We start from the raw sequence: 20,713 nt of genomic DNA on the forward strand, positions 1-20,713 counted from the left end.
GGTTTTCAAATACCCTCGGGGGTCCGGGGGCCGAGCCCCCGGTCCTGCGCCCGGATCACTCCGCCGCCTCCCGGTACGGCGCACCTTCCCCGTACGGCACGTTGATCCCGCCATAGCGCCGCACGCGCACGTTGCATTGTTCGGCATGGCCCACAAAGCCTTCCAGCATACACAGCCGCGATCCGTATTCGCCAATCAGCGTCGCCGCCTCATCGGTCGTGATCTTCTGATAGCTGTGGGTTTTCAGGAACTTGCCCACCCAAAGCCCACCGGTGTAGCGCCCCGCCTTCTTGGTCGGCAGCGTGTGGTTCGTGCCAATCACCTTGTCGCCGTTCGACACATTGGTCCGCGCCCCAAGGAACAGCGCGCCGTAACAGGTCATGTTGTCCAGATACCAGTCATCGCGGTCCGTCATCACCTGCACGTGCTCGGACGCGATGTCATTGGCCACCGCCAGCATCTCGTCATGGTCCGCGCACAGGATGACCTCACCGTAATCCGCCCAGGACACCGATGCGGTATCGCGCGTCGGCAGGATTTTCAAAATCCTGTCGATCTCGCTCAGCGTCTCTTCCGCAAGCTTGCGCGAATTGGTCACCAGAACCGCGGGCGAGTTATACCCATGCTCCGCCTGCCCCAGCAGATCAGTGGCGCAAATCTCGGCATCCACCGTGTCGTCTGCAATCACCATCGTCTCGGTTGGTCCGGCAAAAAGGTCGATGCCAACACGCCCGAACAATTGCCGCTTGGCCTCGGCCACAAAGGCGTTGCCCGGACCGACCAGCATATGCACCGGATCAATCGTCTCGGTGCCGATCGCCATCGCGCCCACCGCCTGAATGCCGCCCAGCACGTAAATCTCGTGTGCGCCGCCCAGATGCATGGCGGCAATCACCGCCGCGTTCGGGCGCCCCTGGAACGGCGGCGTGCAGGCCACGATGCGCGGCACACCGGCCACGCTCGCGGTGGCCACCGACATATGCGCCGACGCCACCATCGGGAACTTGCCGCCCGGCACGTAACAACCCACCGATTGCACCGGGATGTTCTTGTGGCCCAGGATCACCCCCGGCATCGTTTCCACTTCGATATCCAGCATCGAGTCGCGCTGCGCCTGCGCAAAGTTGCGCACCTGTTCCTGCGCGAACTTGATATCCGCCAGTTCGCGCGGCGTCAGTTCTGCGATCAGCGCGTCGATCTCGTCCTGAGTCAGGCGAAAGCTCTCCGGCGTGTAATTGTCGAATTTCGCGGCAAGATCGCGCACGGCGGCATCGCCGCGGGTTTCAATGTCGGCCAAGGTCGCTTCAACCACCGCGCGCGTCTTGGCGTCATCCTCGGCGCGTTCGGTCTCGGGTTTTCCGCGTTTCAGATACTCTGCCATGGGTCCCTCCAGATCTGGTGTCGCGCCACAGCATAGCGCCGCCCGGGACCCGCTCAAGCGAATTTTGCATACGTATGCAGATTGCCGCGCCTTTACCCGCCCACGGCAAGGATCGCATCTTCGATCATTTTCAGACAATGCGGGTCGGAAAACCGGTGATCGACATCCCGGACAAGGGTGAGTTGCACATCCGGCCCGTCGATATGATCCAGCAACCGCAACGCCGTCTCGCGCGTCACGGCGGTGTCTTCGGTGCCTTGCAACAGGCGCACCGGAAACGGCATCGGCAACGGGTCCCGCAACACCAGATGATTGCGCCCGTCTTCGATCAGGCGTCGTGTCACGATATAGGGATCGTCGTAATCGGACGGCAACGCGACCGATCCATCACGCATGATCTCGTCCCGCTGCGCATCCGTAAAGCCCGCCCAGAACCCGTCCTCGGTAAAATCAGGTGCTGCGGCGATGCCCACGAACCCGGCCACATCGGACAGCCGCTTGGTCATCAACGCCGCAATCCATCCCCCCATAGAGGACCCGACAAGAACCACCGGCCCGTCCACAACCGCTTCGATCACCGCCTGCGCGTCATCCGCCCAATCGCCGATACACCCATCCTCGAACGCGCCGCCCGATATCCCGTGGCCCGAATAGTCAAACCGCAGAAATGCGCGGCCTGTCTGCTTGGCCCAGGCCTCCAGATGCACCGCTTTCGTGCCTTCCATGTCCGACTTGTAGCCTGACAGGAACACGGTGGTCGGCCCCGTGCCTTTGGTCTTGGCATAGGCCAGCCGGGTTCCGTTGGGTCCATCAATGTATGAAATCTCGGTCACAGGTGTCTCCCTCGGGTTTTGACGCGACTTTACGCAGCGCGCCGAGAAACCCAAGGGCGAAACGTGTCACGCGTCGGTCTGCACCTCATCCAGCCGCAACGCCAGAACCCCGCCCGCCAGCGACAGCGCAGCAAACGCGATCAGCGACGCCATCGGACCGGCAAGCGCCAGAAGCCCGCCCAGCGCCCCGGTCACCAAGAGCAATGTCCCGATCGCCGTATTCGCCAACGCGGCATAGGTGGACCGCGCGTCCTTGGGCGACATGTCGACCAGATACACAGACCGCGCGGACCGCACCCCCTGATAGGACAGCATGAAAAAGAACAGCAGCGCCGGAATAACCCATGCGGTTTGCGCCCAGCCCGTCACTTCCGCCACCACCGCCAATACGGCAAAGAGCGCAGCAAGCAGCCCCGAGACAAACAACACCTTGCGGGACGACCGATCCGAAAAGCGGCCCCAGACATATGAGCCAAGGAATGCCGCAGCGGCAGAGGCCAGCAGTAACGCCCCAAGACCCTCCAACGCGGATTGTCCGTTGCCCAGCAACACGAAATACGGAGGCGCCAAAGCCGTCACCGTCAAAAGCCCCCTGACCGCGATGAACAGGCGAAACTGGCGGTCCTTTTTAAGCGGCGTGAAATCAATGGATGTGTTTTCGGTATCCTCGGACGCCTGCTCTTCGATCCGGGAAAACAGCCCGGCTGCGACAATCCAGAGCACGGAGGCAATCCCGATGGCAATCACCACCGGGGTCACGTCCCGCAACAGTCCCGACAACAGCAACCCGGCAAACACAATCACGGCGATGGACGCCGCTGACCCCGCGACCCCGGTCACAGCCCCCCGGCGCGTCTTTCCAACGGTTTTGCCCAGAATGTCCTTGTAGCTGACCGAACACGCCGCGCGCGACAGCGCCAGCACCGCCAGCGCGCCGCAAAGCGCCAAACCGGCGGTCAGACCCTCCAGCGTCAGCGCGATCAGGACGACGGCCGCCGCGGCGATCCCCTGCCCCAGCGATCCAAACACCCAGGCCCATTTGCGATGCGACATGGATTGCACCCAGCCCGCCAGCGCAAGTTGCGGCAAAAGTGCCCCCGCTTCGCGGATCGGCACCAGCAGACCCGTGACCGCCGCTGGTGCCCCCAACGCGCCGGCCAGCCAACTCAGCACCAGTTTCGGATCAATCAATCCGTCCGCCACCTTGGTCATCGACAGGCTGACCATGTGCCGCACACCGTTGCGCGCCTCGCGGTCGCGGACGTCCTCCTCCGCGCCGGTGATGTCCTCATAGGCGGTGGTAACGGGGCTGCTCATGTCGGGTGATTCCATGTGTCGACGTCAGAAGATTGATCAACGCGGCAAGCGGCGTTTGGTTCCCTTATCAAAAATTTGCGTTTTGAATCAGTGGCTTCCCCCAAAGATCACCGGATTTACGTTACCATATTGTCACGTGACTATATAATCACCTATGGTAAGTCCCATGGACGCGATTTTCAAAGCCCTCAACGACCCTGCCCGACGCGCGCTGCTGGACAGTCTCCGCAGGAAGGACGGGCAAACGCTGACCGAACTGGAAGAGCAGCTCGATATGAGCCGGTTTGGTGTCATGAAGCACCTCAAGGTTCTGGAAGACGCCCATCTCATCATCCCGCGCAAGCAGGGGCGGTTCAAATACCATTACCTGAACGCCCTGCCCCTGCAGGAAATGCTCGACCGTTGGGTCGCGCCCTTCCTGCGCCCCCAGACACAGATGATGAGCGATCTCAAAGCCAAACTCGAAAGAGAGACGATTATGGGAAAACCCGATTTCATGATGCAGACCTTCATCCGCTGCTCGCAGGATGCCCTGTGGGACGCCTTGACCAAGGCCGAACACATGGCCGCCTACCATTTCATGTGCAATGACGTCCGCGGCGACGCCACACCGGGCAACGTGACAGAGTTCATCTTGCCCGACGGCAATCCGATGTTGCGGCAGGTGACCAAAGACCTGGATCCCAAAACGCGGATTGCGATGACCTTTGAACCTTTGTTCATGGGCCCCGACGCGCCTGCATCCCACATGGTTTACCTGATCGAACCGCAGGGCGACACCTGCAAGCTGACCATCGAACATTACGACATGGCCCCCGGCCAGGACGGCTTTGCCGAAGGCTGGGCGCGACTGGCCTCGTCGCTCAAATCCTATCTTGAAACGGGCGTCGCCCTGAAAGGGGCCGCGTGATGGAAAGCTTCCCGACCGAACTGGGCATTCTCACATGCCTGATGATCTTCGCCGCGACCCTGTGGATCCCGTACATCGTCGGCGTCAACAAATACGCGGTTGCGGGGGCCGAGGACCCGTTTGTGCGCCCCACACCGCTGGACCAGTTTCCCGCATGGGTGCACCGCGCGCACCGGGCGCATCTCAACCTGTTGGAACAGGCGCTGCCGTTTTCGGTGCTGGTTCTGATCCTGAATGCGATGGATGGCTTTACGGCCCTGACCTACTGGACCGCCATCGTCTTTTTCTGGGTGCGCGTCCTTCATGCCGTCGGCATGATCGCGGGATTTGCGAAAATGCCGCTGCGGCCCGGTCTGTTCCTGGTCGGCTGGCTGTGCTGCCTGATCATGGCCTACGCCGTGTTCGCAGCACGTTTTTAATTCCACGGTTGCCGAAGGTGCGTTCCGAAACGCACCTTCCACCCATGTGCTTCAGCCAGACACGTATGCGCCAACGCGCGGCCGGTAGAACTGTTTCTGATTGTGCAAACGCCCAAGAAGCTCGGTGATTTTCTTCACGGACGCGTCGATCTCCCGCGCCTCTTCGCCGGGCAGCGACGGGTTTTCGGCCTGGTTCATCAATTCGGTGCTCAGCGATTGCTTCGTATGCCGAAGCGCCGTTTCAATCAGATCCATATCGTCGACCGTCAATTCGAACTGCTTGTTGTATCCGGGCATGGGTTTTCCCCCGTTAAGGTTGCGGCGGTGTGAAGACGTTTCGCCTATGTCGTAATAATTAGACGGAATGCCGCATTCGTCCACTGCTAGCTGACCGCTCAACGCGTTGATTTCAAATCCTTTTCGAAAATACAGTTGTATACCAGCCGCAAATGACGTGGGCACAGGGCCAACAGGTCCGATCTAACCGCGCTGCATGCTCCGGCACATCTTGACGCCCCGCACCGCGCCTGCCAAAAGCCGCGCACACAACATAACCCGCAACCGGGCGTTCCGTGGGCGCCAAACTGACGAGGAGCATCGGCCATGAGCCAGATTTCCCTGACCTTTCCTGACGGCAACAAACGCGACTACGATGCAGGTGTGACCCCTGCAGAGGTTGCCGAAAGCATTTCCAAGTCGCTCTCCAAGAAAGCCATCTCTGCCACCGTCAACGACCAGCACTGGGACCTGCAATGGCCGATCCCGGCGGACGCGTCGATTGCGATCAACACGCTGCAAGACGATGAACCCGCGCTCGAACTGATCCGCCATGACCTCGCGCACATCATGGCGCGCGCCGTGCAGGAAATCTGGCCGGACGTCAAAGTCACCATCGGCCCGGTGCGCGACAATGGCTGGTTCTACGATTTTGACCGCAAGGAACCCTTCACCCCCGAAGACCTCGGCGCGATCGAAAAGCGGATGAAAGAGATCATCAACGCCCGCGACGCCGTGCGCACCGAACTGTGGTCGCGCGACAAGGTGCGCCAGTATTACACCGACAACAACGAGCCCTATAAGGTCGAAATCCTCGACAAGATCCCCGAAGGCGAAGACATCCGCATGTACTGGCATGGCGACTGGATGGATCTGTGCCGGGGTCCGCACCTGCAGCACACCGGACAAGTCCCCGCCGATGCGTTCAAGCTGATGAACGTCTCTGCCGCATATTTCCTTGGCGACAACACCCGCCCGATGCTGCAACGCATCTACGGCGTGGCGTTCAAGAGCCGCAATGATCTGAAACAGTACCTGACCTTCCTCGAAGAGGCCGACAAGCGCGATCACCGGCGTCTGGGGAAGGAAATGGACCTCTTTCACATGCAGGAAGAGGCCCCCGGTCAGGTGTTCTGGCACCCGAACGGCTGGCGCATCTACACCATGCTACAAGACTACATGCGCCGCCAGCAGACCAAGGGCGGCTATGTTGAGGTGAACACCCCGCAGGTGGTGGACCGCAAATTGTGGGAAGCCTCGGGGCATTGGGAGAAGTACCAGGAGCACATGTTCATCGTCGAAGTGGACGAGGAACACGCGCGGGAAAAAGCGGTCAATGCGCTCAAACCGATGAATTGTCCCTGTCACGTCCAGATTTTTAACCAGGGATTAAAATCTTACCGCGATCTTCCCTTGCGTATGGCCGAATTCGGGTCGTGCAATAGATATGAACCCTCTGGGGCCCTGCACGGCATCATGCGCGTGCGCGGGTTTACCCAGGATGACGCTCATATTTTCTGTAGAGAGGACCAGATCGAAGATGAAACAAAACGCTTTATCGACTTCCTATCAGAAATCTACCGCGACCTCGGCTTTGAAGACTTCAAGGTCAAGTTCTCCGACCGTCCGGACACCCGCGCCGGATCGGATGAGGTCTGGGACAAATCCGAAGACGCCCTCAAGGCGGCCACGACTGCCGCAGGTTGCGAGTTCGAGCTGAACCCGGGCGAAGGGGCGTTTTACGGACCGAAACTGGAGTTTGTGCTGACGGACGCGATTGGCCGCGACTGGCAGTGCGGCACGTTGCAGGTGGATTTCGTGCTGCCCGAACGGCTGGATGCCACCTATGTGGGCCAAGACGGCGCAAAACACCGCCCTGTGATGTTGCACCGCGCAACCCTCGGGTCGTTCGAGCGCTTCATCGGCATCCTGATCGAAGAGCATGCAGGCAAACTGCCCTTCTGGCTGGCCCCGCGTCAGGTGGTCGTCGCCTCTATCGTATCCGAGGCGGATGACTATGTGCACGAGGTGGTGGCAGAGCTGACCAAGGCCGGCGTGCGGGCCGAGGCCGACATCCGCAACGAAAAGATCAACTACAAGGTCCGCGAGCATTCGCTTGGCAAAGTCCCTGTGATCCTTGCCATCGGGCACCGAGAAGTTGAAGAAAAAACCGTCACGGTGCGGCGGCTGGGTGAAAAGCAGACGCATGTTACATCCATGACAGAGATCGTGAGCGCCCTTGGAAAAGAGGCGACACCGCCTGACTTGCTGTAACAAAGCGACATGAAACACACGACACGGGGCCTCGTATTGTTACGAGGCCCTTTGTTTTTCTGCGACTATCCCCGGGCAAAGCCGCAATTCCCTCACCCCGTCTCACGCCCGCGTGATGCACATCGCCGTGAGTAGCGCGACGCCGCGTCGCAGGGCATGCTAGGGTCATCGACGTCGCAACCGCGTCGTTCAGACGAATTTACGTTAGCAAAACCAAAAGGATCACATCCCATGTCCAAAACTCTCAAATCCGTCGCAATTGTTGGTGCTGTCGCCGCAAGCCTTGCCGCACACACAACAACAGCCACCGCGCAGTCCAAGGAAAAGTGCTTTGGCATTTCGCTTGCCGGTCAGAACGACTGCGCCGCAGGCCCCGGTACAACCTGCGCCGGCACGTCCACCGTGGATTATCAGGGCAACGCCTGGACATTGGTCGACGCGGGCACCTGCACCGAAATCGAACTGCCCGCAATGGCTGACGGAACAGAGCGGGTCGGATCGCTGGAAGAACTGAACCGCGACCTGCCCAGCTAAGACGGGATGCCGGGCAAATGCCCGGCCTACCCCACCCTCGTAGGCCGGGCTTCAGCCCGGCACACGCTCAAGGATCAGACCGATGCCCGATGCAACTCAGAGCTTCCCCCATCTGCCCAGCGCACCGGGCGTCGGCTACAAGGCGCAGCATTTTATCGACATTTTGAACGATCCCGGCCCGGTGGGCTGGTTAGAAATCCACGCCGAAAACTACATGGGCGATGGTGGTCGGCCCCTCGCGCAGCTGCGCGTTCTGGCAGACCGGTTCCCCATTTCGGTGCACGGCGTTGGCCTGTCGATCGGCGGGGAAACCCGCCTTGATCCGGACCATCTTGCGCGATTGAAACATCTGGTCGGCTGGCTCAACCCCGCCAGCTTTTCCGAACATCTGGCCTGGTCCACCCATGACAGCCACTTCCTGAACGATCTGCTGCCCCTGCCCTATACCGACGCCACGCTCACCCGCGTCGCGGATCACATCGACGAGGTGCAAGAGGTGCTGGGCCGCAAGATGCTGCTTGAGAACCCGTCCTCCTATCTGGCTTTTGACGAAAGCACCTATTCCGAGACCGATTTCCTGCGTGAACTGGTCCGCCGCACCGGCTGTGGCCTGCTTCTGGATGTGAACAACGTGTTCGTGTCGGCCACCAATCTCGACTACTCTCCGCACGGCTATATCGATGCCTATCCGCTTGAAGCTGTTGGCGAAATCCACCTTGGCGGCCATGATGAGGACCAAGATGATCATGGCGCACCGTTGCTGATCGACAGCCACGGGCGCGAAGTGGTGGACCCGGTCTGGGCGCTGCTGGACGACACACTTGCCAAATCCGGCCCCAAGCCCGTGCTGGTCGAATGGGACACGGATGTGCCCGACTGGCCCGTGCTGGCCCAAGAAGCCCGTCGCGCCGATACCGCGCTGACCCGTGTGTTGGCATGATCTCGCAAGACAGATTTCACGCGGGGCTTTTGAACCCGGAGGTTGCGATCCCAGAGGGTCTGAGTGACGGACAAAACCGCCCGGCCGGTCGCCGCTACGGCGTGTACCGCAACAACGTCACCGTGTCCCTGCGCGACGCTTTGGCCGAAGGGTTCCCGTCAATCGTCAGCCTGATCGGCCGCGAAAACTTTGATCACGTGGCCCGCGCCTATCTGCGGCAATCTCCCCCCACATCGCCGCTGATGATGCATTACGGCGCTGAATTGCCTGCCTTTATCGGCGGTTTGGAGCAGCTGAAACACCTGCCCTATCTTGCCGATGTGGCCCGCATCGACGTCGCCATGCGCCAGAGCTATCACGCGGCTGACAGCACGGGCATTGACCCCACCGCATTGCAGGCGCTGGACGAAGAGACCTTGCTGCAGACCCGGTTCACCTTTGCCCCGTCGATGATCCTGCTTAGGTCACAATGGCCCGCCGGGTCCATCTGGCACTACACGCTGCGCGGCGGTGACAAGCCCCAGGGTACTGCCGAAGACACGCTGATCCTGCGTGCGGAATTTGACCCCGAGCCCGTTGTTCTTGGCGCCGGGGCTGCGGAGGTCCTGATGGCCCTTCAGAACGGGACACCGTTCGGCACCGCATTGGACGCGGCACCTGAAACCTTCGATCTGGGCACCCTGCTCAGCACGCTTCTTACGCATCATGCGATCATTGACCTTACCTAGAAAGCCACACCCATGGACCGCCTGACCTCCCTGCACACCGCCATCTTCTCTGCCATCGAACGGTCGCTGGACGGGGTTGTCCCGCTACTGGCCCGGTTTGTTTTCGCCGCGACGCTGCTGGGCTATTTCTGGGCCTCGGCCATGACCAAGCTGGGTGACGGGATCCTTGGGATCTTCGTCCCCTCCACAGGGGCCTATGCGCAGATTTTCCCCAAGCAGATGGAGGCCGTTGTTTATGATGTGTCCCAGCTTGGCATCTTTCACTGGCTGGTGGTTGTCGCAGGCACGTGGGCGGAATTCATCCTTCCCCTGCTGATTGTAATCGGTCTGTTCACGCGGCTGGCCGCGCTTGGCATGATCGGGTTTGTGGTCGTGCAAAGCCTGACCGACCTTTACGGCCATGGCGGCATCGCTCATGCGGAAACGCTGGGGGCGTGGTTTGATCGCGTGCCGGACAGCGTAATCCTGGATCAGCGTGCGTTCTGGATGCTGATCTTCGTGACGCTGGTGATCAAGGGCGCCGGGGCGCTGTCGCTGGACCGCATCCTGTCGCGGCAGATCCTGGGTGACACCGCAAACGCCTGACCCCTTGCACCCTGCGCCGGGACGGTTATCTCCAAGCGCAGGGCAACAGGGGAACCGGCCATGTCAGATCGCACCATCCTCAAGATCAGCGGACCAGATGCGCGGGATTTCCTGCAAGGGCTGGTGACAAACGATGTCGTAAAACTCGACCAAGGGTTGGTTTACGCGGCGATGCTGACCCCACAGGGAAAATACCGGGCTGATTTTTTCATGGTGCCCGACGGCGACGCGGTTCTTCTGGATATCGCCAGCGCGCTGGCCCCCGGCATCAAACAGGCGCTGACGATGTATAAACTGCGCTCTGCAGTGGAGATTGAAGAGACCGACCGGCATGTCACACGCGGTCTGGGCACGCCCCCTGCTGGCGCGTTCGCCGATCCCCGTGATCCGGCGATGGGCTGGCGCGGTTATGATGGTCAGCCGGGGGATGCAGATGTCGATTGGAGCGCGGTGCGCGTGGCCGCTGGTGTGCCGGAAAGCGGTGTGGAACTGACGCCGGAGTCCTACATTCTTGAAATGGGGTTCGAACGTCTGAACGGGGTCGATTTCAAGAAGGGCTGCTTTGTCGGCCAAGAGGTTGTCGCGCGGATGAAGCACAAGACTGTGCTGCGCAAAGGTCTGGCACAGGTCGATGTCGAGGGCACCGCCCCCGTGGGGACAGAGATCACGGTCGGCGACAAACCGGCCGGGACGCTGTTCACCCAAGCCGATGGCAAGGGTCTGGCCTATCTGCGGTTCGATCGGGCCGGGGATGAGATGCAGGCCGGCACAGCGCGTGTCACATGGGACGCGCCCACAGCCGAGTGAGGCGCTGCCGGGACAGGGCCGGTACGCCGTTTTGGTGATCCTGTGCCGCGGTTCTGGCCGAAGCGTTTATGTTCCAGAGAAGAAGCGGCGCCGCCCCGTTTCGGTGACTGTTCTCTCATATATCCCCGGTTCAACGGGCGACCTGTACCTGGGGGTGACCCAAGCCTGTACGGAGACCGGTCTCTCATGGTCAGCCTTCCGGCAGATGAGAGAAGCATCATCATAAGTCGCGGCATGGGAGTGACCCTTCCCGCTCAAAGCGCTTTGTGGGCGGGGGTATGCCGCGTGTCGTGTTAACAAGGCGCAAATGCAGCGCGCGGTGCCAAGACCTTTCGAAAGGTCTTGGCCGAGCCTTTGAAGGCTCGGGGGATGCGCTTTCGAAAGCGCATTAAGCCCGTTCGAACGGGCTTGGCCCGGACTTTGACGTCAGGCGCGTTCGGAATATTCCATGGTTTCGGTGTTCACCACGATCATCTCGTCCTGGCCCACGAAGGGCGGCACCATGACCTTGACGCCATTGTCGAGGATCGCGGGTTTGAAGCTGTTGGCGGCTGTCTGGCCTTTGACGACCGGCTCGGTCTCGGTCACCTGGCACGTCACCTTTTGCGGCAACGTCGCGTTCAGGGCTTCGCTTTCATAAAATTCGACAACGATGGTCATACCGTCCTGCAGGAACGGGCGGCGTTCGCCAAGGATGTCGGCGGGCAGTTCGACCTGATCGTAGGTTTCCGTGTCCATGAACACCAACATGCCGTCGGATTCGTAAAGGAATTGCATGTCCTTTTGCTCAAGGCGCACACGTTCGACCTTGTCGGCTGAGCGGAAGCGTTCGTTGAGCTTGGACCCGTTGCGCAGGTTCTTCATTTCGACCTGTGCAAACGCCCCGCCCTTCCCGGGTTTGACGTGGTCAACTTTCACTGCGGCCCAAAGGCCGTCATTGTGTTCCAGCACGTTGCCGGGGCGAATCTCGTTTCCGTTGATTTTGGGCATGGCAAAACTTTGACAAAAGGTTGATCGAACTTTGGAGGCCCCTATATCTGGGTGACGTGAGGCTGTCCAGCCGACCAGATATCGTATGCACCTGCAGCAAGCTATGCAGAATTCGCATAAAAGGTATGCAAATCTAGGGTATCCGAATCGTCTGGAATGCGTCATAACGGGCCTCACGCCGAAAAAGACAAGACCAATAATCACAGGACGGATCATGAAGGATTTCGTTGACGGTACCGCTTTCAACGCGGAGCAAGGTAATCGCGCACGCAAGCTTTTTGCTGCTGTGGTCCTGGCCGCATTGGACGATGCGATTGCAGACGACAAGAAATACGGAAACGGGCCAGAGCAGATTGCACGCTGGGCGCGCTCGCGTGATGGACGCGAAGTGCTGAGCTGTGCCGGTATCGACCCCAATGAGCGGGTTGTGTCGGGCTTGATGGAATTCGTGGGTAAAGGTGTTCGCACCTCCGTTGCGCTGTCGCGCGAGGAAAGCGAGCGCCGCAATGCAGCTGCCCAACAGGCAGAAGCCGCGTAACATCCTGTTCTTCAAACAAAAAAGCGCGCCCATTCAAGGCGCGCTTTTTTGTGTCTACCGGTTGAGATCCGCCAGATTGGCGGGGATCGGACCGCTATTCCAATTCTTGCGAAATCAACATGCGATGGATTTCGCGGCGCACCAGCTTGCGCACGTTGCGCGTGATGCGTTCCCCCAACGCACCCTGCAATTCCTGTCGCACAATATCGCCGACCAACGCGCGCAGCTCGTCTTCATCAATCTGAAACGCCGCGCTTTGGGATGGGTCCGTCAGCGCGTCGGGTTGGTTTTCGGACATGTCGTCCTGTGGGTCATCGGCCAGAAATGGCGCATCGCCCTGATCTGCGGGCTGCGCCGGGTCTGACGACATATCTGCGTCAGAAGCTGACGCCACGTCACGCGGATCCATATGTGCTGCAGGTGCAGCATGATCCGCCTCGGGAAGCCACGCGACCGGATCAGGAGTGACCGTTTCTGCGGCCTCAATCGGGGCATCGCGTTCTTCCTCGAACTCCCCGGTATCCCGCGCAACCAGCCGTCCAAGTGCGGCAACCTTGTCTTCGAGCGTTTGTGGAGGCTGTTCAGGTTCGGCACTGGCAAAGACCTCTGCGCTGTCTTCTTCTGCGAGGGCCTCATCAGTGGCGGTCATGTCCGTGTCTTCGCCCGCTATCTCAGGATCTGGCTCAGGCTCGGACGGATCCTCCGGAAGTTCCAGCGCGTCCCAATCAATGTCGTCATCGGAATCGTGGAACGACGCGATCTCCTCATCCGCGTCCCCCTCAGCATCCTCATCGGACTCCGGTTGCCCCACTGCCAAGGCCGCCGCCACTTCCTGTTCAATCATGCGGCCCAGTTCAACGCGGTCATGCATCTCTGATACCGGCTCTTCAGCCGTGTCCAATGATGTGTCTTCCGGCGTTTCCTCTGCATGCTGCGCCTCGAATACGTCGATATCCGGAAACGCGCCCTCGACGTCGCCATATTCGGCCAGCCGTGCATCTCCGGGAATGTCGTCAATGGGCCGTTCCGCAACCGGCTTGGGCGCTGGCGCAGCCTCATCAATGCGGTTGGAGAGAACAACAGGTTCGGCTGGTTCGGCTGGTTTGGGTGGTTCCTTCACACGCTGTGCCGGCGTCAGCACAAGACGCTCAGGCTCTGCCGGTTTGCGCACAGCAGGCGCTGTCCGCGATTCCTCGGCCACGAGTTTGCGGATTGACGACAGAACGTCCTCAATTTCCACGTTTGTCACGGGATCAGACATGGTTCACCACTGCTACCTCTGCGCAAAGGTAACGCGACAAACCGAGTCACACAACAGATGCGGAAAAACTTAGTTTTTTCCTAGTGACTTCAGAACACGATCAAGCTGCTGGCCTTGCTTGCTTTTCTGCGCGGGCGAGTCCTTGACCAGGTTGTAATAGCTCACCGGGTCATATTGCTGAACGTTAAGCCGCAGATCGGTCGCTGTCAGACGCCCCAAGGTAGACAAAACGCGGTACGCGGCGATGTTCTCGTCGACCTGCGCGGAAATCCGGGCAGATCGCGCATTCAGCAATTCCTGCTCGGCGTTCAGAACGTCAAGCGTGGTGCGCGCGCCAAGGGCGGCCTCTTCGCGCACGCCGCGGAACGCAACCGTGGCCGCACGAACCTGACGCTCGCTTGATTCGAGGCTGGCGCGCGCGATGCGCAATTGTGCGTAGGCGTTGCCCACGGCCTGCGCGGTCTGGTCGATCACCTGGTGCAACTGGCCCCGCGACGCATCCCGGTTGGCCATCGACTGGCGCACGATCGAACTGAGCCGCCCGCCCTGGTAGATCGGCCCGCCCGCTTCGACCCCGATGGAGCCACCCCGCGTGAAGCTGTCGCTGTTGGTGCTTTCCGTCACCGTCAAGCGCCCGGCCAGACGCACGGTCGGTTTCATGGCCGCCTGCGCCCGCAGAATGCTCAGTTCGGCCGCAGCCACCTGATGTTGCACCGACAAGACCTGAGGATGTTCGCGCACGGCAATCGCCTTGCCCGCGTCCACCGATCCCGGCAGGTTCGGCAGGCTGCGCGGGGGCTGCAAATTGCCGGGCAGACGCCCCACAATGGCAAGATACTGTTCGCGGGCGACAGTCAGCGCGCCTTCGGCCGCGGCAAGCTGGCTGCGGGCGGCGGCAAGACGGGCTTCGGCCAGGGACGTATCCGTCCGGGTCACTTCACCGACTTCGAACCGTTCCCGCGCGGCGCGCAGTTCCTGCGTGATCAGGCGCACGTTGTTCTGGCGCAAGGCGACATTCTCGGTTGCGCGACGCACTTCCATGAACGCTTCGACCGCGGATAACAGCACCTGCTGCTCAATGCTGATCAATTGCTGCCGTGTGCCAAGCACGGCCTCTTTCGTGGTTTCGATCGCAAGCTGGTTCTGACCGTTGTCAAAAAGCGTCAGCTCGGCAATCAGGCTGGCCGACACCGTGTTGGACACCGTGTCCACGATGGTGCCGCTGGTGGATCCACTGCGGGTGGTTCCGAACTGACGCGTCGCGTCGGCAGACCACGAAATCACGGGCCGCAGCGTCGACACCGCCTGCGCCACGTCTTCGTCTGCAGCCCGCAGGACCGCACGGTTCTGCTCAAGCAACCCGCTGGAGTTGTAGGCACCGATCATCGCATCCGCCAGCGTCTCGGCCTTGGCGACACCTGCTGCCAGTCCGACGCCAATCGCAAGCGCCAATGCGGTCGCTCTCATCCGTTTTGCCATGTCTGCGTCCCCCAAGACCCGTGACGTAAATACCGTTGTGTGGCGCCGCAGATTACAGAGCAAATGCCGCCTGTTTCGCGAAGCCCGGCACAACCGGCGCAGACGCGTTGAACGCATACCGCCAGGAAATGTCACCATCGATTTTATAGCCGATTCGCACAACACCTAGTGCGTCTTCCATAAAGACACACCCGATACGCCCCCCTTCTTTGAGTTGGGCCAGAATATTTGCAGGCACTTCGGCAACGCCGCCCTGCACCAGGATGACGTCATAGGGGCCATGATCCGGCGCGCCCTCGGTCAGGGGTCCGGCATGCACAACCACGTTGTCGGCATTCTGTTCCATCAGGATGGTCTGCGCCTCAGCGGCCAGCGCCGCGTCTTCCTCGACCGCGATCACCGCTTCCGCCATCCGCGCCACAACCGCTGACGAATAGCCATAGCCCGCGCCGATATCCAGCACCAGCTCATCGCCTTCGATGTTCAGCGCATCAAGAAGCTTTGCAAATGTCCGCGGTTCGAGAATCACGCGGTTCTCCGCAATCTCGATATTGTCGCTGACATAGGCCGCTTCGATCTGTTCGGTCGGGACAAACAGTTCACGCGGAACCGTCAGCATGGCCTCAATGATCGGAAACTTGGTCACATCAGACGGACGCACCTGGGTGTCGACCATCATCGTCCGGCGGGCAGCAAAGTCGCTCATGTCCTAAACTCATTCGTTCAGTTGTCTGCTGGACTTCTGCCATAGCTGGCCGCGTACAGCAATGCGCAGAACGCGCGAAATACTGCCACATGACGCGCGCAGGCAAGTTCATGATAACCGCTTGACGCGCCGCCCGCGACATCCTAAGCAGCACGCCACTCTGGCGAGTTGGCGGAGTGGTGACGCAGCGGATTGCAAATCCGTGTACACCGGTTCGATTCCGGTACTCGCCTCCAATAAAATCAATGGGTTATGAATATTTCTGCTCATTGGGTATCACCTCTGGTATCAGTTTCACGTTCTGTGCCTGTTCTGTTCGGGTTCATTTGCGCTTTGCCGCTGCCTGCCGCGCCCGCATGATTTGCCGCGCCTCCCCCGCATATTTGATGATCATCGCTTTGGATGTGTGGCCGCTGTAGCTGGCGATTTCATCGTCTGTGCAGCCCGCCCATGCCAATTCCATGACGCCGCGATAACGCAGCGCGTGCTGATCATAGGCCATTAGGTCTAAACGCTTACGCTCGCGCACCATGACGCGGGCCATCGCATGATAGTCCATCTTCGACCCATCAGCGCGGGTCAGAATGTGGCGCGATGGATGCGGCGCGAACCCCAGATCAGCTTTCGCGCCATCCAGCGCAGCCTTGAGCGCAATTGTGCAGGGCAACGAAAGCGCTGTGTCAGTCTTATTCTGGCGCAGCTTGAGGGTGTCGCCGTCATAGTCGCCCCATTGGAAGTCCACCCAGTCACCAGGGCGTTGCACACTGCCCACGCCGATCTCAAAAATCAAACGGGGCAAGTGTTCGCCCTCTTTCCGCATCTTTTCCACCGCCCGATCTGTCCAAGGCAAATGCGGCTTCTGGCGGTCCTTGGGAACTCTGAGCGGCTCGATATCAATCGCAGGATTGTCTTTGCGCCAGCGCCTGCGGATCGCCAGCTTGGATAGCATGCTGATCGCAGTCGGGATGTAGTTGGCAAACCGGACGCGATGCCGGTTCTTCTCCATCGCATCGTATATGTCGGCTTGGGTGAGGCGTGCCACATCCGCCCGCCCTATCTTTTCAATCAAATATTCAAAGACTTGCTCAAGGTCGTTGCGGTAACGGGGGGAATAGCCCGCCCATTTGTCTGTCTCGCGCAGCGCATCAATTAAAGCTCCCCATGATGTCTTTGCGACCGCTTTCTTCCCGCTGACAATCTCCCAATACTGCTGATCGAACTCAGCCGTGCCTTCCTCCGCCGTAATCCGCCCCAGATAGAACATCTTGCCGTTGACGCTCTTGCGCACATACCAACGGCCGGACGGATGCTGCCAAAGGTACTTCTTGCGTCGGCCTACCACTGAATTTGATCCCATAATCCTGTCACATCCCCACCTGAAATTCGCTTAAGCGTCTCAGTATCCCAACGAACAACGCCGGGCGCAATTTCATGCCCCGGCGGTAGGTGGCCTTTATCGACCAAAGCTTTGAATTCGTTCGTGCGCAAATCGAGCAACCGCGCGGCGGTCGTCTCGCTGGCCATAATGGGGGTGTGGCGCGTCATTTGTCCGCCCCCACTTCTTCACCCGCTTTGCGCAACGCACCCTTTTGCGCTTTGACCGTGAACTGAGACACATACTTCTCCCAAGCGCCGCTCGGAATCTTGGGGTTACGCTGTCCAGGCGCGGTAAAGATATGGTCCAACATGTCCTCGCGGATCAGATATCGGATATTGGTCACAGGCAGACCTACTCGCTCGGCCAGCTCCTTTGGTGTTTCGAGAAGTTTGGTCACGTTTCACCTTTCCGTTGGATTTCAGTTGAAAACACTGCAAGAGTGAACAGAATTGCTCACAACTCACCATAAGTGCAGCTTTATACACTTTTAGTAACTCAAGGTGCATCTTGTCAACGGACTTATCTGGAATAGGCCTTCGCCTCCGAGAAATTCGCAAGAATAACGATCTGACCCAACCGGTCATGGCTGCGGCCATCGATGTGTCAGATCGGACATACAAGTATTACGAGCAAGAAAAGCGCGAACTACCGGCCCTAGCGGCCGTCAAGATAAGCGAGGCATTCAGCGTCACTCTTGAATGGCTGCTCACAGGGCGCGGCAAGGTCCATAAGAGCGACGATCCCGAACTGGCTGAGGCTTGCGCGATAGCTGTTTTGTCCGAGGCTGACGGGCGAGGAACGCATCTGCCCATCGCCAAGATTGGAAAGATAATCGGCTTTGTCGCCGCGCAATCTGCGCAGACCGGCGAAACACCCGCACAGGTGGCCAGCCACTACTTTGACACGCTTTAACCGGGAGAACCCCTATGACCGACACATATCAGCCGCTGAAATCCACCAAGTCCGACTTGGACCCTTGCGACCAGGAGGTCTTCACCTTCGCCCGCCAGATCGGCGTAGCAGGCGCGATTTCGCTCTTGGTCGGCGGCACTGGAATGATTGCGACATCAAGTCAGCCCGATTGGGACATCGCGCGGTCCCTTTACCTCGCGCTGGTCGTACTCGGCCCGATGGCCATCCTAACCGCACAGAAATTCCTGCGGATTTTGATGAAGCATAGGCGGAAACACTTGTCAATTTTTGAAGGTTAGAAGTCGGTTAATCGCAGCTTAGCAGTCCCGGGCGAGGATGGTACTGTCTCCTAGTAAATTGAACTGGAACTACCGCGGGAACATAATTGGGTCCTGTCGCAGCATAAATTCAAGACACTTTACCATGGCCTTCCTAGACTGAGACAGCTCAACTTTATTTATAAGACCGCCTTCTCCAGCAGAAATTTCAGCGTAGGTTCGTCCGTCGCCAGTATCGGGAATGAACACGGTGTCCCAATAAAATTCGCGCGAGCCTTGTGGTGTGTGGGAAAACTTTCCGCTGGTTTCACCGACAAACGTGTTAACGTTCATACCATCACAGTAGCCGACCACTGCCCTCGCTGTCACCTTTTCCCCAGCCCAAGTTACACTGCTAAGAAATCCCTCGGCTCCTAGAGCATCCCACATCGGTTGCGTAAGGCCGCCGGGATAACTCTTTTTGCTGTAGCTCTCGAGGATCAAGCCAGCATGTTCAACAATACAAGGTTCCAGTATACGCTGATACGCCGAAATGGCCTTGTGGCGCACCATTGCTTCAAGGTCGCGTTCTAACGGCTCATTTGTGGAGACCTTGGGGAACATCACCTCGAAATGATCATTGGCATTCACTTCGGCTCCGAAACGGTTACTGAGCTTCGTGGATAGAATGATCTGTTTCACTTCTTGTTGCTTGAAGCTGCTCTGGGTCGCATATTTGACACAAGTCTTTTTCATCAGCTTGCCATCCCCTCCAAAAGGCCCGCAATGTCCTCTTCTCGTTGATTTCCATCGATTGAGATGACCTCAATGTCTCTTGCGTGAAACAAGCGCCGTTCAAAATCTGATGGATTAGAATACGCTATGTATGCCCTCTTGCCGACGAAAGACTGTGGAAGTTTACCGAAAACATCGTTCAATCGTCTAAACAAGTAAGCAACATTTGCATCATTAAAGCTGTATCCAATGAAAAGGATCACTTTTCCCAGAACGTCCGAACGCATTTTGAGGTCCAGCGCATCTTCGAACATCATTCTTCGATCATAATCTGACTCGGTAAGCACCATAGCTTCAGGTCGATTGAAATCGCCGTGGAACTTCACAACTTGCGTCTTTTGGTGCAGCGACTGGCTTAGTTCGTGTTCTGAGGAGACTGTCACAACCTCTCGATTGGACAAATGAAGGGCCCGCTCGAGAAAATCGTCGTAGTTTGTAGTATAAAAAAGATTGCAGTTTTCGAGACCTGCCAATGCGCCATGAATCCTTGATGACAATAAGGCCGTATCAGGCGGCTCCATATTCTTGTTGAGCCAGTTGATGAGAGGCTGCATGCCGTCTTTTTTGGACTTCACATATTCAAGAATTTGAAGGTCAGAACCGCGCATCCTTAGTAAAGACGGCTCATTTGCACCAACAAGCCTAGCTGCTTGATCAACAAGTTGTCCCCACGACGGGCCCCGCTTTGTGACGCCGCCATCTTCCCAACTCACAGCCATCGATGTTCCGGCTCCAAGAAAAGGGATGACACGCCCCTCTTGATACAATCTTCGAAGGTCTTCCGGGCATTGCGTCATCTTTTGACCTTTCTTGCGATAAGCCTCGTCATCGAATGCACATGCGGGATATTGTTGTGCGGATGGGTTTCATGCAGATCTTCGTCACTACTGAAAGTGACCTCCCAACCTTGATAGTGCCTCAGGTACGCCGAATGTGGTATCAGACATGGATCGAAACCGGGATGCGCAGACAGGTCATGTTGTCGATCATTAAATGCGCAGATGATGTTCCAACCATCTACTTCTGTTAATTCCTGCAGACGGTGCACTAATGATGCTATCTCATCTGCGGACGGCATGCAGTGCAACAACCCATAAGCAACCACTACATCGAACGGCTTCACTCCTGCCTCAAGGTTTCGAACATCAGAGCACTGCCAATGCACGCTATTGCCGCCAAACGCGTTTTGTGCATTATGGAGGGCAACTTCAGAGCAATCTATTGCGGTGACGTCGGCCCCCAACTTTGCAAGGGCAACAGCGTTTTTCCCCTCACCGCAACCAGCATCCAAAATCCTGCTGCCTTCCACCTTATTTTCTTCAAGAAATTTCATAACTAAACTGCTAGGCTCTTTCCCCCAAAAACAAGGGCAAGCACGATATCCATCGTCATA

Annotated in this window: 24 protein-coding genes and 1 tRNA gene; 12 read left to right on the top strand and 13 right to left on the bottom strand. The window is 58.7% G+C overall.

The window, feature by feature from the left end:
* Positions 1 to 55: 55 nt before the first annotated feature.
* The 3 genes from hisD to MWU54_RS03825 form a co-directional block, all read right to left on the bottom strand.
* Positions 56 to 1,381 (bottom strand): histidinol dehydrogenase, encoded by a 1,326-nt coding sequence (gene hisD / locus MWU54_RS03815; protein WP_247080874.1) that lies wholly within the window; start codon positions 1,379 to 1,381, stop codon positions 56 to 58.
* 92 nt (positions 1,382 to 1,473) lie between these two features.
* Complete coding sequence (locus tag MWU54_RS03820; protein WP_247080876.1) at positions 1,474 to 2,214, bottom strand: alpha/beta hydrolase; 741 nt, start codon at positions 2,212 to 2,214, stop codon at positions 1,474 to 1,476.
* 66 nt (positions 2,215 to 2,280) lie between these two features.
* Entirely contained in the window at positions 2,281 to 3,531 is a 1,251-nt protein-coding gene (locus MWU54_RS03825; protein ID WP_247080878.1) for an MFS transporter, read from the bottom strand.
* A gap of 166 nt (positions 3,532 to 3,697) precedes the next feature.
* On the opposite strand from MWU54_RS03825, the gene MWU54_RS03830 reads away from it, so the two are divergent.
* On the top strand, positions 3,698 to 4,441 hold the full coding sequence (locus MWU54_RS03830; protein WP_247080880.1) for a metalloregulator ArsR/SmtB family transcription factor: 744 nt from the start codon (positions 3,698 to 3,700) through the stop codon (positions 4,439 to 4,441).
* On the top strand, positions 4,441 to 4,860 hold the full coding sequence (locus tag MWU54_RS03835; protein WP_247080881.1) for an MAPEG family protein: 420 nt from the start codon (positions 4,441 to 4,443) through the stop codon (positions 4,858 to 4,860). The genes MWU54_RS03830 and MWU54_RS03835 overlap by 1 nt, the downstream gene beginning before the upstream one ends.
* Before the next feature lie 51 nt (positions 4,861 to 4,911).
* Here MWU54_RS03835 and MWU54_RS03840 read toward each other — a convergent pair whose 3' ends face one another.
* Entirely contained in the window at positions 4,912 to 5,157 is a 246-nt protein-coding gene (locus MWU54_RS03840; RefSeq protein ID WP_247080882.1) for a hypothetical protein, read from the bottom strand.
* A gap of 306 nt (positions 5,158 to 5,463) precedes the next feature.
* Between MWU54_RS03840 and thrS the strand changes: the two genes are divergently transcribed.
* From thrS to MWU54_RS03870, 6 genes are all read left to right on the top strand, one after another.
* On the top strand, positions 5,464 to 7,410 hold the full coding sequence (gene thrS / locus MWU54_RS03845) for a threonine--tRNA ligase (RefSeq protein ID WP_247080883.1): 1,947 nt from the start codon (positions 5,464 to 5,466) through the stop codon (positions 7,408 to 7,410).
* 231 nt (positions 7,411 to 7,641) lie between these two features.
* Complete coding sequence (locus tag MWU54_RS03850; protein WP_247080884.1) at positions 7,642 to 7,944, top strand: DUF2282 domain-containing protein; 303 nt, start codon at positions 7,642 to 7,644, stop codon at positions 7,942 to 7,944.
* An 82-nt stretch (positions 7,945 to 8,026) separates the two neighbouring features.
* Positions 8,027 to 8,884, top strand: a complete 858-nt coding sequence (locus MWU54_RS03855; RefSeq protein WP_247080885.1) for a DUF692 domain-containing protein — start codon at positions 8,027 to 8,029, stop codon at positions 8,882 to 8,884.
* Positions 8,881 to 9,612, top strand: a complete 732-nt coding sequence (locus MWU54_RS03860; RefSeq protein WP_247080886.1) for a DNA-binding domain-containing protein — start codon at positions 8,881 to 8,883, stop codon at positions 9,610 to 9,612. The genes MWU54_RS03855 and MWU54_RS03860 overlap by 4 nt, the downstream gene beginning before the upstream one ends.
* 12 nt (positions 9,613 to 9,624) lie before the next feature.
* Complete coding sequence (locus MWU54_RS03865; RefSeq protein WP_247080888.1) at positions 9,625 to 10,197, top strand: DoxX family protein; 573 nt, start codon at positions 9,625 to 9,627, stop codon at positions 10,195 to 10,197.
* A 60-nt stretch (positions 10,198 to 10,257) separates the two neighbouring features.
* Positions 10,258 to 11,004 carry a folate-binding protein gene (locus MWU54_RS03870; RefSeq protein ID WP_247080890.1) on the top strand — a complete coding sequence of 249 codons (747 nt, stop codon included), beginning with the start codon at positions 10,258 to 10,260 and terminating at the stop codon, positions 11,002 to 11,004.
* 426 nt (positions 11,005 to 11,430) lie between these two features.
* Here the strand turns inward: MWU54_RS03870 and efp are convergent, their stop codons facing one another.
* On the bottom strand, positions 11,431 to 11,994 hold the full coding sequence (efp, locus tag MWU54_RS03875) for an elongation factor P (protein WP_247080891.1): 564 nt from the start codon (positions 11,992 to 11,994) through the stop codon (positions 11,431 to 11,433).
* Between the two features lie 214 nt (positions 11,995 to 12,208).
* Between efp and MWU54_RS03880 the strand changes: the two genes are divergently transcribed.
* Positions 12,209 to 12,532 (top strand): DUF6280 family protein, encoded by a 324-nt coding sequence (locus MWU54_RS03880; RefSeq protein ID WP_247080892.1) that lies wholly within the window; start codon positions 12,209 to 12,211, stop codon positions 12,530 to 12,532.
* Between the two features lie 94 nt (positions 12,533 to 12,626).
* Here MWU54_RS03880 and MWU54_RS03885 read toward each other — a convergent pair whose 3' ends face one another.
* From MWU54_RS03885 to MWU54_RS03895, 3 genes are all read right to left on the bottom strand, one after another.
* Positions 12,627 to 13,793 carry a hypothetical protein gene (locus MWU54_RS03885; RefSeq protein WP_247080893.1) on the bottom strand — a complete coding sequence of 389 codons (1,167 nt, stop codon included), beginning with the start codon at positions 13,791 to 13,793 and terminating at the stop codon, positions 12,627 to 12,629.
* A gap of 69 nt (positions 13,794 to 13,862) precedes the next feature.
* Positions 13,863 to 15,272, bottom strand: coding sequence for a TolC family outer membrane protein (locus MWU54_RS03890; RefSeq protein ID WP_247080894.1), 1,410 nt, complete (start codon positions 15,270 to 15,272; stop codon positions 13,863 to 13,865).
* Positions 15,273 to 15,324: 52 nt separating this feature from the next.
* Positions 15,325 to 15,978, bottom strand: coding sequence for an rRNA adenine N-6-methyltransferase family protein (locus tag MWU54_RS03895; protein ID WP_247080895.1), 654 nt, complete (start codon positions 15,976 to 15,978; stop codon positions 15,325 to 15,327).
* Between the two features lie 162 nt (positions 15,979 to 16,140).
* On the opposite strand from MWU54_RS03895, the gene MWU54_RS03900 reads away from it, so the two are divergent.
* Positions 16,141 to 16,214, top strand: a tRNA-Cys gene (locus MWU54_RS03900).
* A gap of 86 nt (positions 16,215 to 16,300) precedes the next feature.
* Here MWU54_RS03900 and MWU54_RS03905 read toward each other — a convergent pair.
* Both MWU54_RS03905 and MWU54_RS03910 read right to left on the bottom strand, forming a co-directional pair.
* Positions 16,301 to 17,335 (bottom strand): tyrosine-type recombinase/integrase, encoded by a 1,035-nt coding sequence (locus MWU54_RS03905; RefSeq protein WP_247080896.1) that lies wholly within the window; start codon positions 17,333 to 17,335, stop codon positions 16,301 to 16,303.
* Between the two features lie 184 nt (positions 17,336 to 17,519).
* Complete coding sequence (locus MWU54_RS03910; protein ID WP_247080897.1) at positions 17,520 to 17,753, bottom strand: hypothetical protein; 234 nt, start codon at positions 17,751 to 17,753, stop codon at positions 17,520 to 17,522.
* Between the two features lie 110 nt (positions 17,754 to 17,863).
* Here MWU54_RS03910 and MWU54_RS03915 point away from each other — a divergent pair, with 110 nt between their 5' ends.
* Entirely contained in the window at positions 17,864 to 18,268 is a 405-nt protein-coding gene (locus MWU54_RS03915) for a helix-turn-helix transcriptional regulator (protein ID WP_281495940.1), read from the top strand.
* A 14-nt stretch (positions 18,269 to 18,282) separates the two neighbouring features.
* The gene (locus tag MWU54_RS03920) at positions 18,283 to 18,567 is read left to right on the top strand and encodes a hypothetical protein (RefSeq protein ID WP_247080901.1); all 285 of its coding nucleotides are present in this window, start codon (positions 18,283 to 18,285) and stop codon (positions 18,565 to 18,567) included.
* A gap of 69 nt (positions 18,568 to 18,636) precedes the next feature.
* On the opposite strand, the gene MWU54_RS03925 is transcribed toward MWU54_RS03920, so the two are convergent.
* The 3 genes from MWU54_RS03925 to MWU54_RS03935 form a co-directional block, all read right to left on the bottom strand.
* Complete coding sequence (locus tag MWU54_RS03925) at positions 18,637 to 19,281, bottom strand: non-canonical purine NTP pyrophosphatase (RefSeq protein ID WP_247080902.1); 645 nt, start codon at positions 19,279 to 19,281, stop codon at positions 18,637 to 18,639.
* Positions 19,281 to 20,039, bottom strand: a complete 759-nt coding sequence (locus tag MWU54_RS03930; protein ID WP_247080904.1) for an SIR2 family protein — start codon at positions 20,037 to 20,039, stop codon at positions 19,281 to 19,283. Before MWU54_RS03930 ends, MWU54_RS03925 begins: the two co-directional genes overlap by 1 nt.
* A gap of 74 nt (positions 20,040 to 20,113) precedes the next feature.
* Positions 20,114 to 20,653, bottom strand: coding sequence for a class I SAM-dependent methyltransferase (locus MWU54_RS03935; protein ID WP_247080905.1), 540 nt, complete (start codon positions 20,651 to 20,653; stop codon positions 20,114 to 20,116).
* Positions 20,654 to 20,713 lie beyond the last annotated feature (60 nt).

The sequence above is a fragment of the Marivita sp. S6314 genome (assembly GCF_023015985.1).
In the GTDB taxonomy this organism is placed as follows: Bacteria; Pseudomonadota; Alphaproteobacteria; order Rhodobacterales; family Rhodobacteraceae; genus Marivita.

Bases quoted from the DNA above. Each gene is read 5' to 3' on its own strand.
- hisD (WP_247080874.1), bottom strand. From the start codon at position 1,381: ATGGCAGAGTATCTGAAACGCGGAAAACCCGAGACCGAACGCGCCGAG.
- MWU54_RS03825 (WP_247080878.1), bottom strand. From the start codon at position 3,531: ATGAGCAGCCCCGTTACCACCGCCTATGAGGACATCACCGGCGCGGAG.
- MWU54_RS03830 (WP_247080880.1), top strand. From the start codon at position 3,698: ATGGACGCGATTTTCAAAGCCCTCAACGACCCTGCCCGACGCGCGCTG.
- MWU54_RS03835 (WP_247080881.1), top strand. From the start codon at position 4,441: ATGGAAAGCTTCCCGACCGAACTGGGCATTCTCACATGCCTGATGATC.
- MWU54_RS03840 (WP_247080882.1), bottom strand. From the start codon at position 5,157: ATGCCCGGATACAACAAGCAGTTCGAATTGACGGTCGACGATATGGAT.
- thrS (WP_247080883.1), top strand. From the start codon at position 5,464: ATGAGCCAGATTTCCCTGACCTTTCCTGACGGCAACAAACGCGACTAC.
- MWU54_RS03850 (WP_247080884.1), top strand. From the start codon at position 7,642: ATGTCCAAAACTCTCAAATCCGTCGCAATTGTTGGTGCTGTCGCCGCA.
- MWU54_RS03855 (WP_247080885.1), top strand. From the start codon at position 8,027: ATGCCCGATGCAACTCAGAGCTTCCCCCATCTGCCCAGCGCACCGGGC.
- MWU54_RS03860 (WP_247080886.1), top strand. From the start codon at position 8,881: ATGATCTCGCAAGACAGATTTCACGCGGGGCTTTTGAACCCGGAGGTT.
- MWU54_RS03865 (WP_247080888.1), top strand. From the start codon at position 9,625: ATGGACCGCCTGACCTCCCTGCACACCGCCATCTTCTCTGCCATCGAA.
- MWU54_RS03870 (WP_247080890.1), top strand. From the start codon at position 10,258: ATGTCAGATCGCACCATCCTCAAGATCAGCGGACCAGATGCGCGGGAT.
- efp (WP_247080891.1), bottom strand. From the start codon at position 11,994: ATGCCCAAAATCAACGGAAACGAGATTCGCCCCGGCAACGTGCTGGAA.
- MWU54_RS03880 (WP_247080892.1), top strand. From the start codon at position 12,209: ATGAAGGATTTCGTTGACGGTACCGCTTTCAACGCGGAGCAAGGTAAT.
- MWU54_RS03885 (WP_247080893.1), bottom strand. From the start codon at position 13,793: ATGTCTGATCCCGTGACAAACGTGGAAATTGAGGACGTTCTGTCGTCA.
- MWU54_RS03890 (WP_247080894.1), bottom strand. From the start codon at position 15,272: ATGGCAAAACGGATGAGAGCGACCGCATTGGCGCTTGCGATTGGCGTC.
- MWU54_RS03895 (WP_247080895.1), bottom strand. From the start codon at position 15,978: ATGAGCGACTTTGCTGCCCGCCGGACGATGATGGTCGACACCCAGGTG.
- MWU54_RS03905 (WP_247080896.1), bottom strand. From the start codon at position 17,335: ATGGGATCAAATTCAGTGGTAGGCCGACGCAAGAAGTACCTTTGGCAG.
- MWU54_RS03920 (WP_247080901.1), top strand. From the start codon at position 18,283: ATGACCGACACATATCAGCCGCTGAAATCCACCAAGTCCGACTTGGAC.
- MWU54_RS03925 (WP_247080902.1), bottom strand. From the start codon at position 19,281: ATGAAAAAGACTTGTGTCAAATATGCGACCCAGAGCAGCTTCAAGCAA.
- MWU54_RS03930 (WP_247080904.1), bottom strand. From the start codon at position 20,039: ATGGCTGTGAGTTGGGAAGATGGCGGCGTCACAAAGCGGGGCCCGTCG.
- MWU54_RS03935 (WP_247080905.1), bottom strand. From the start codon at position 20,653: ATGAAATTTCTTGAAGAAAATAAGGTGGAAGGCAGCAGGATTTTGGAT.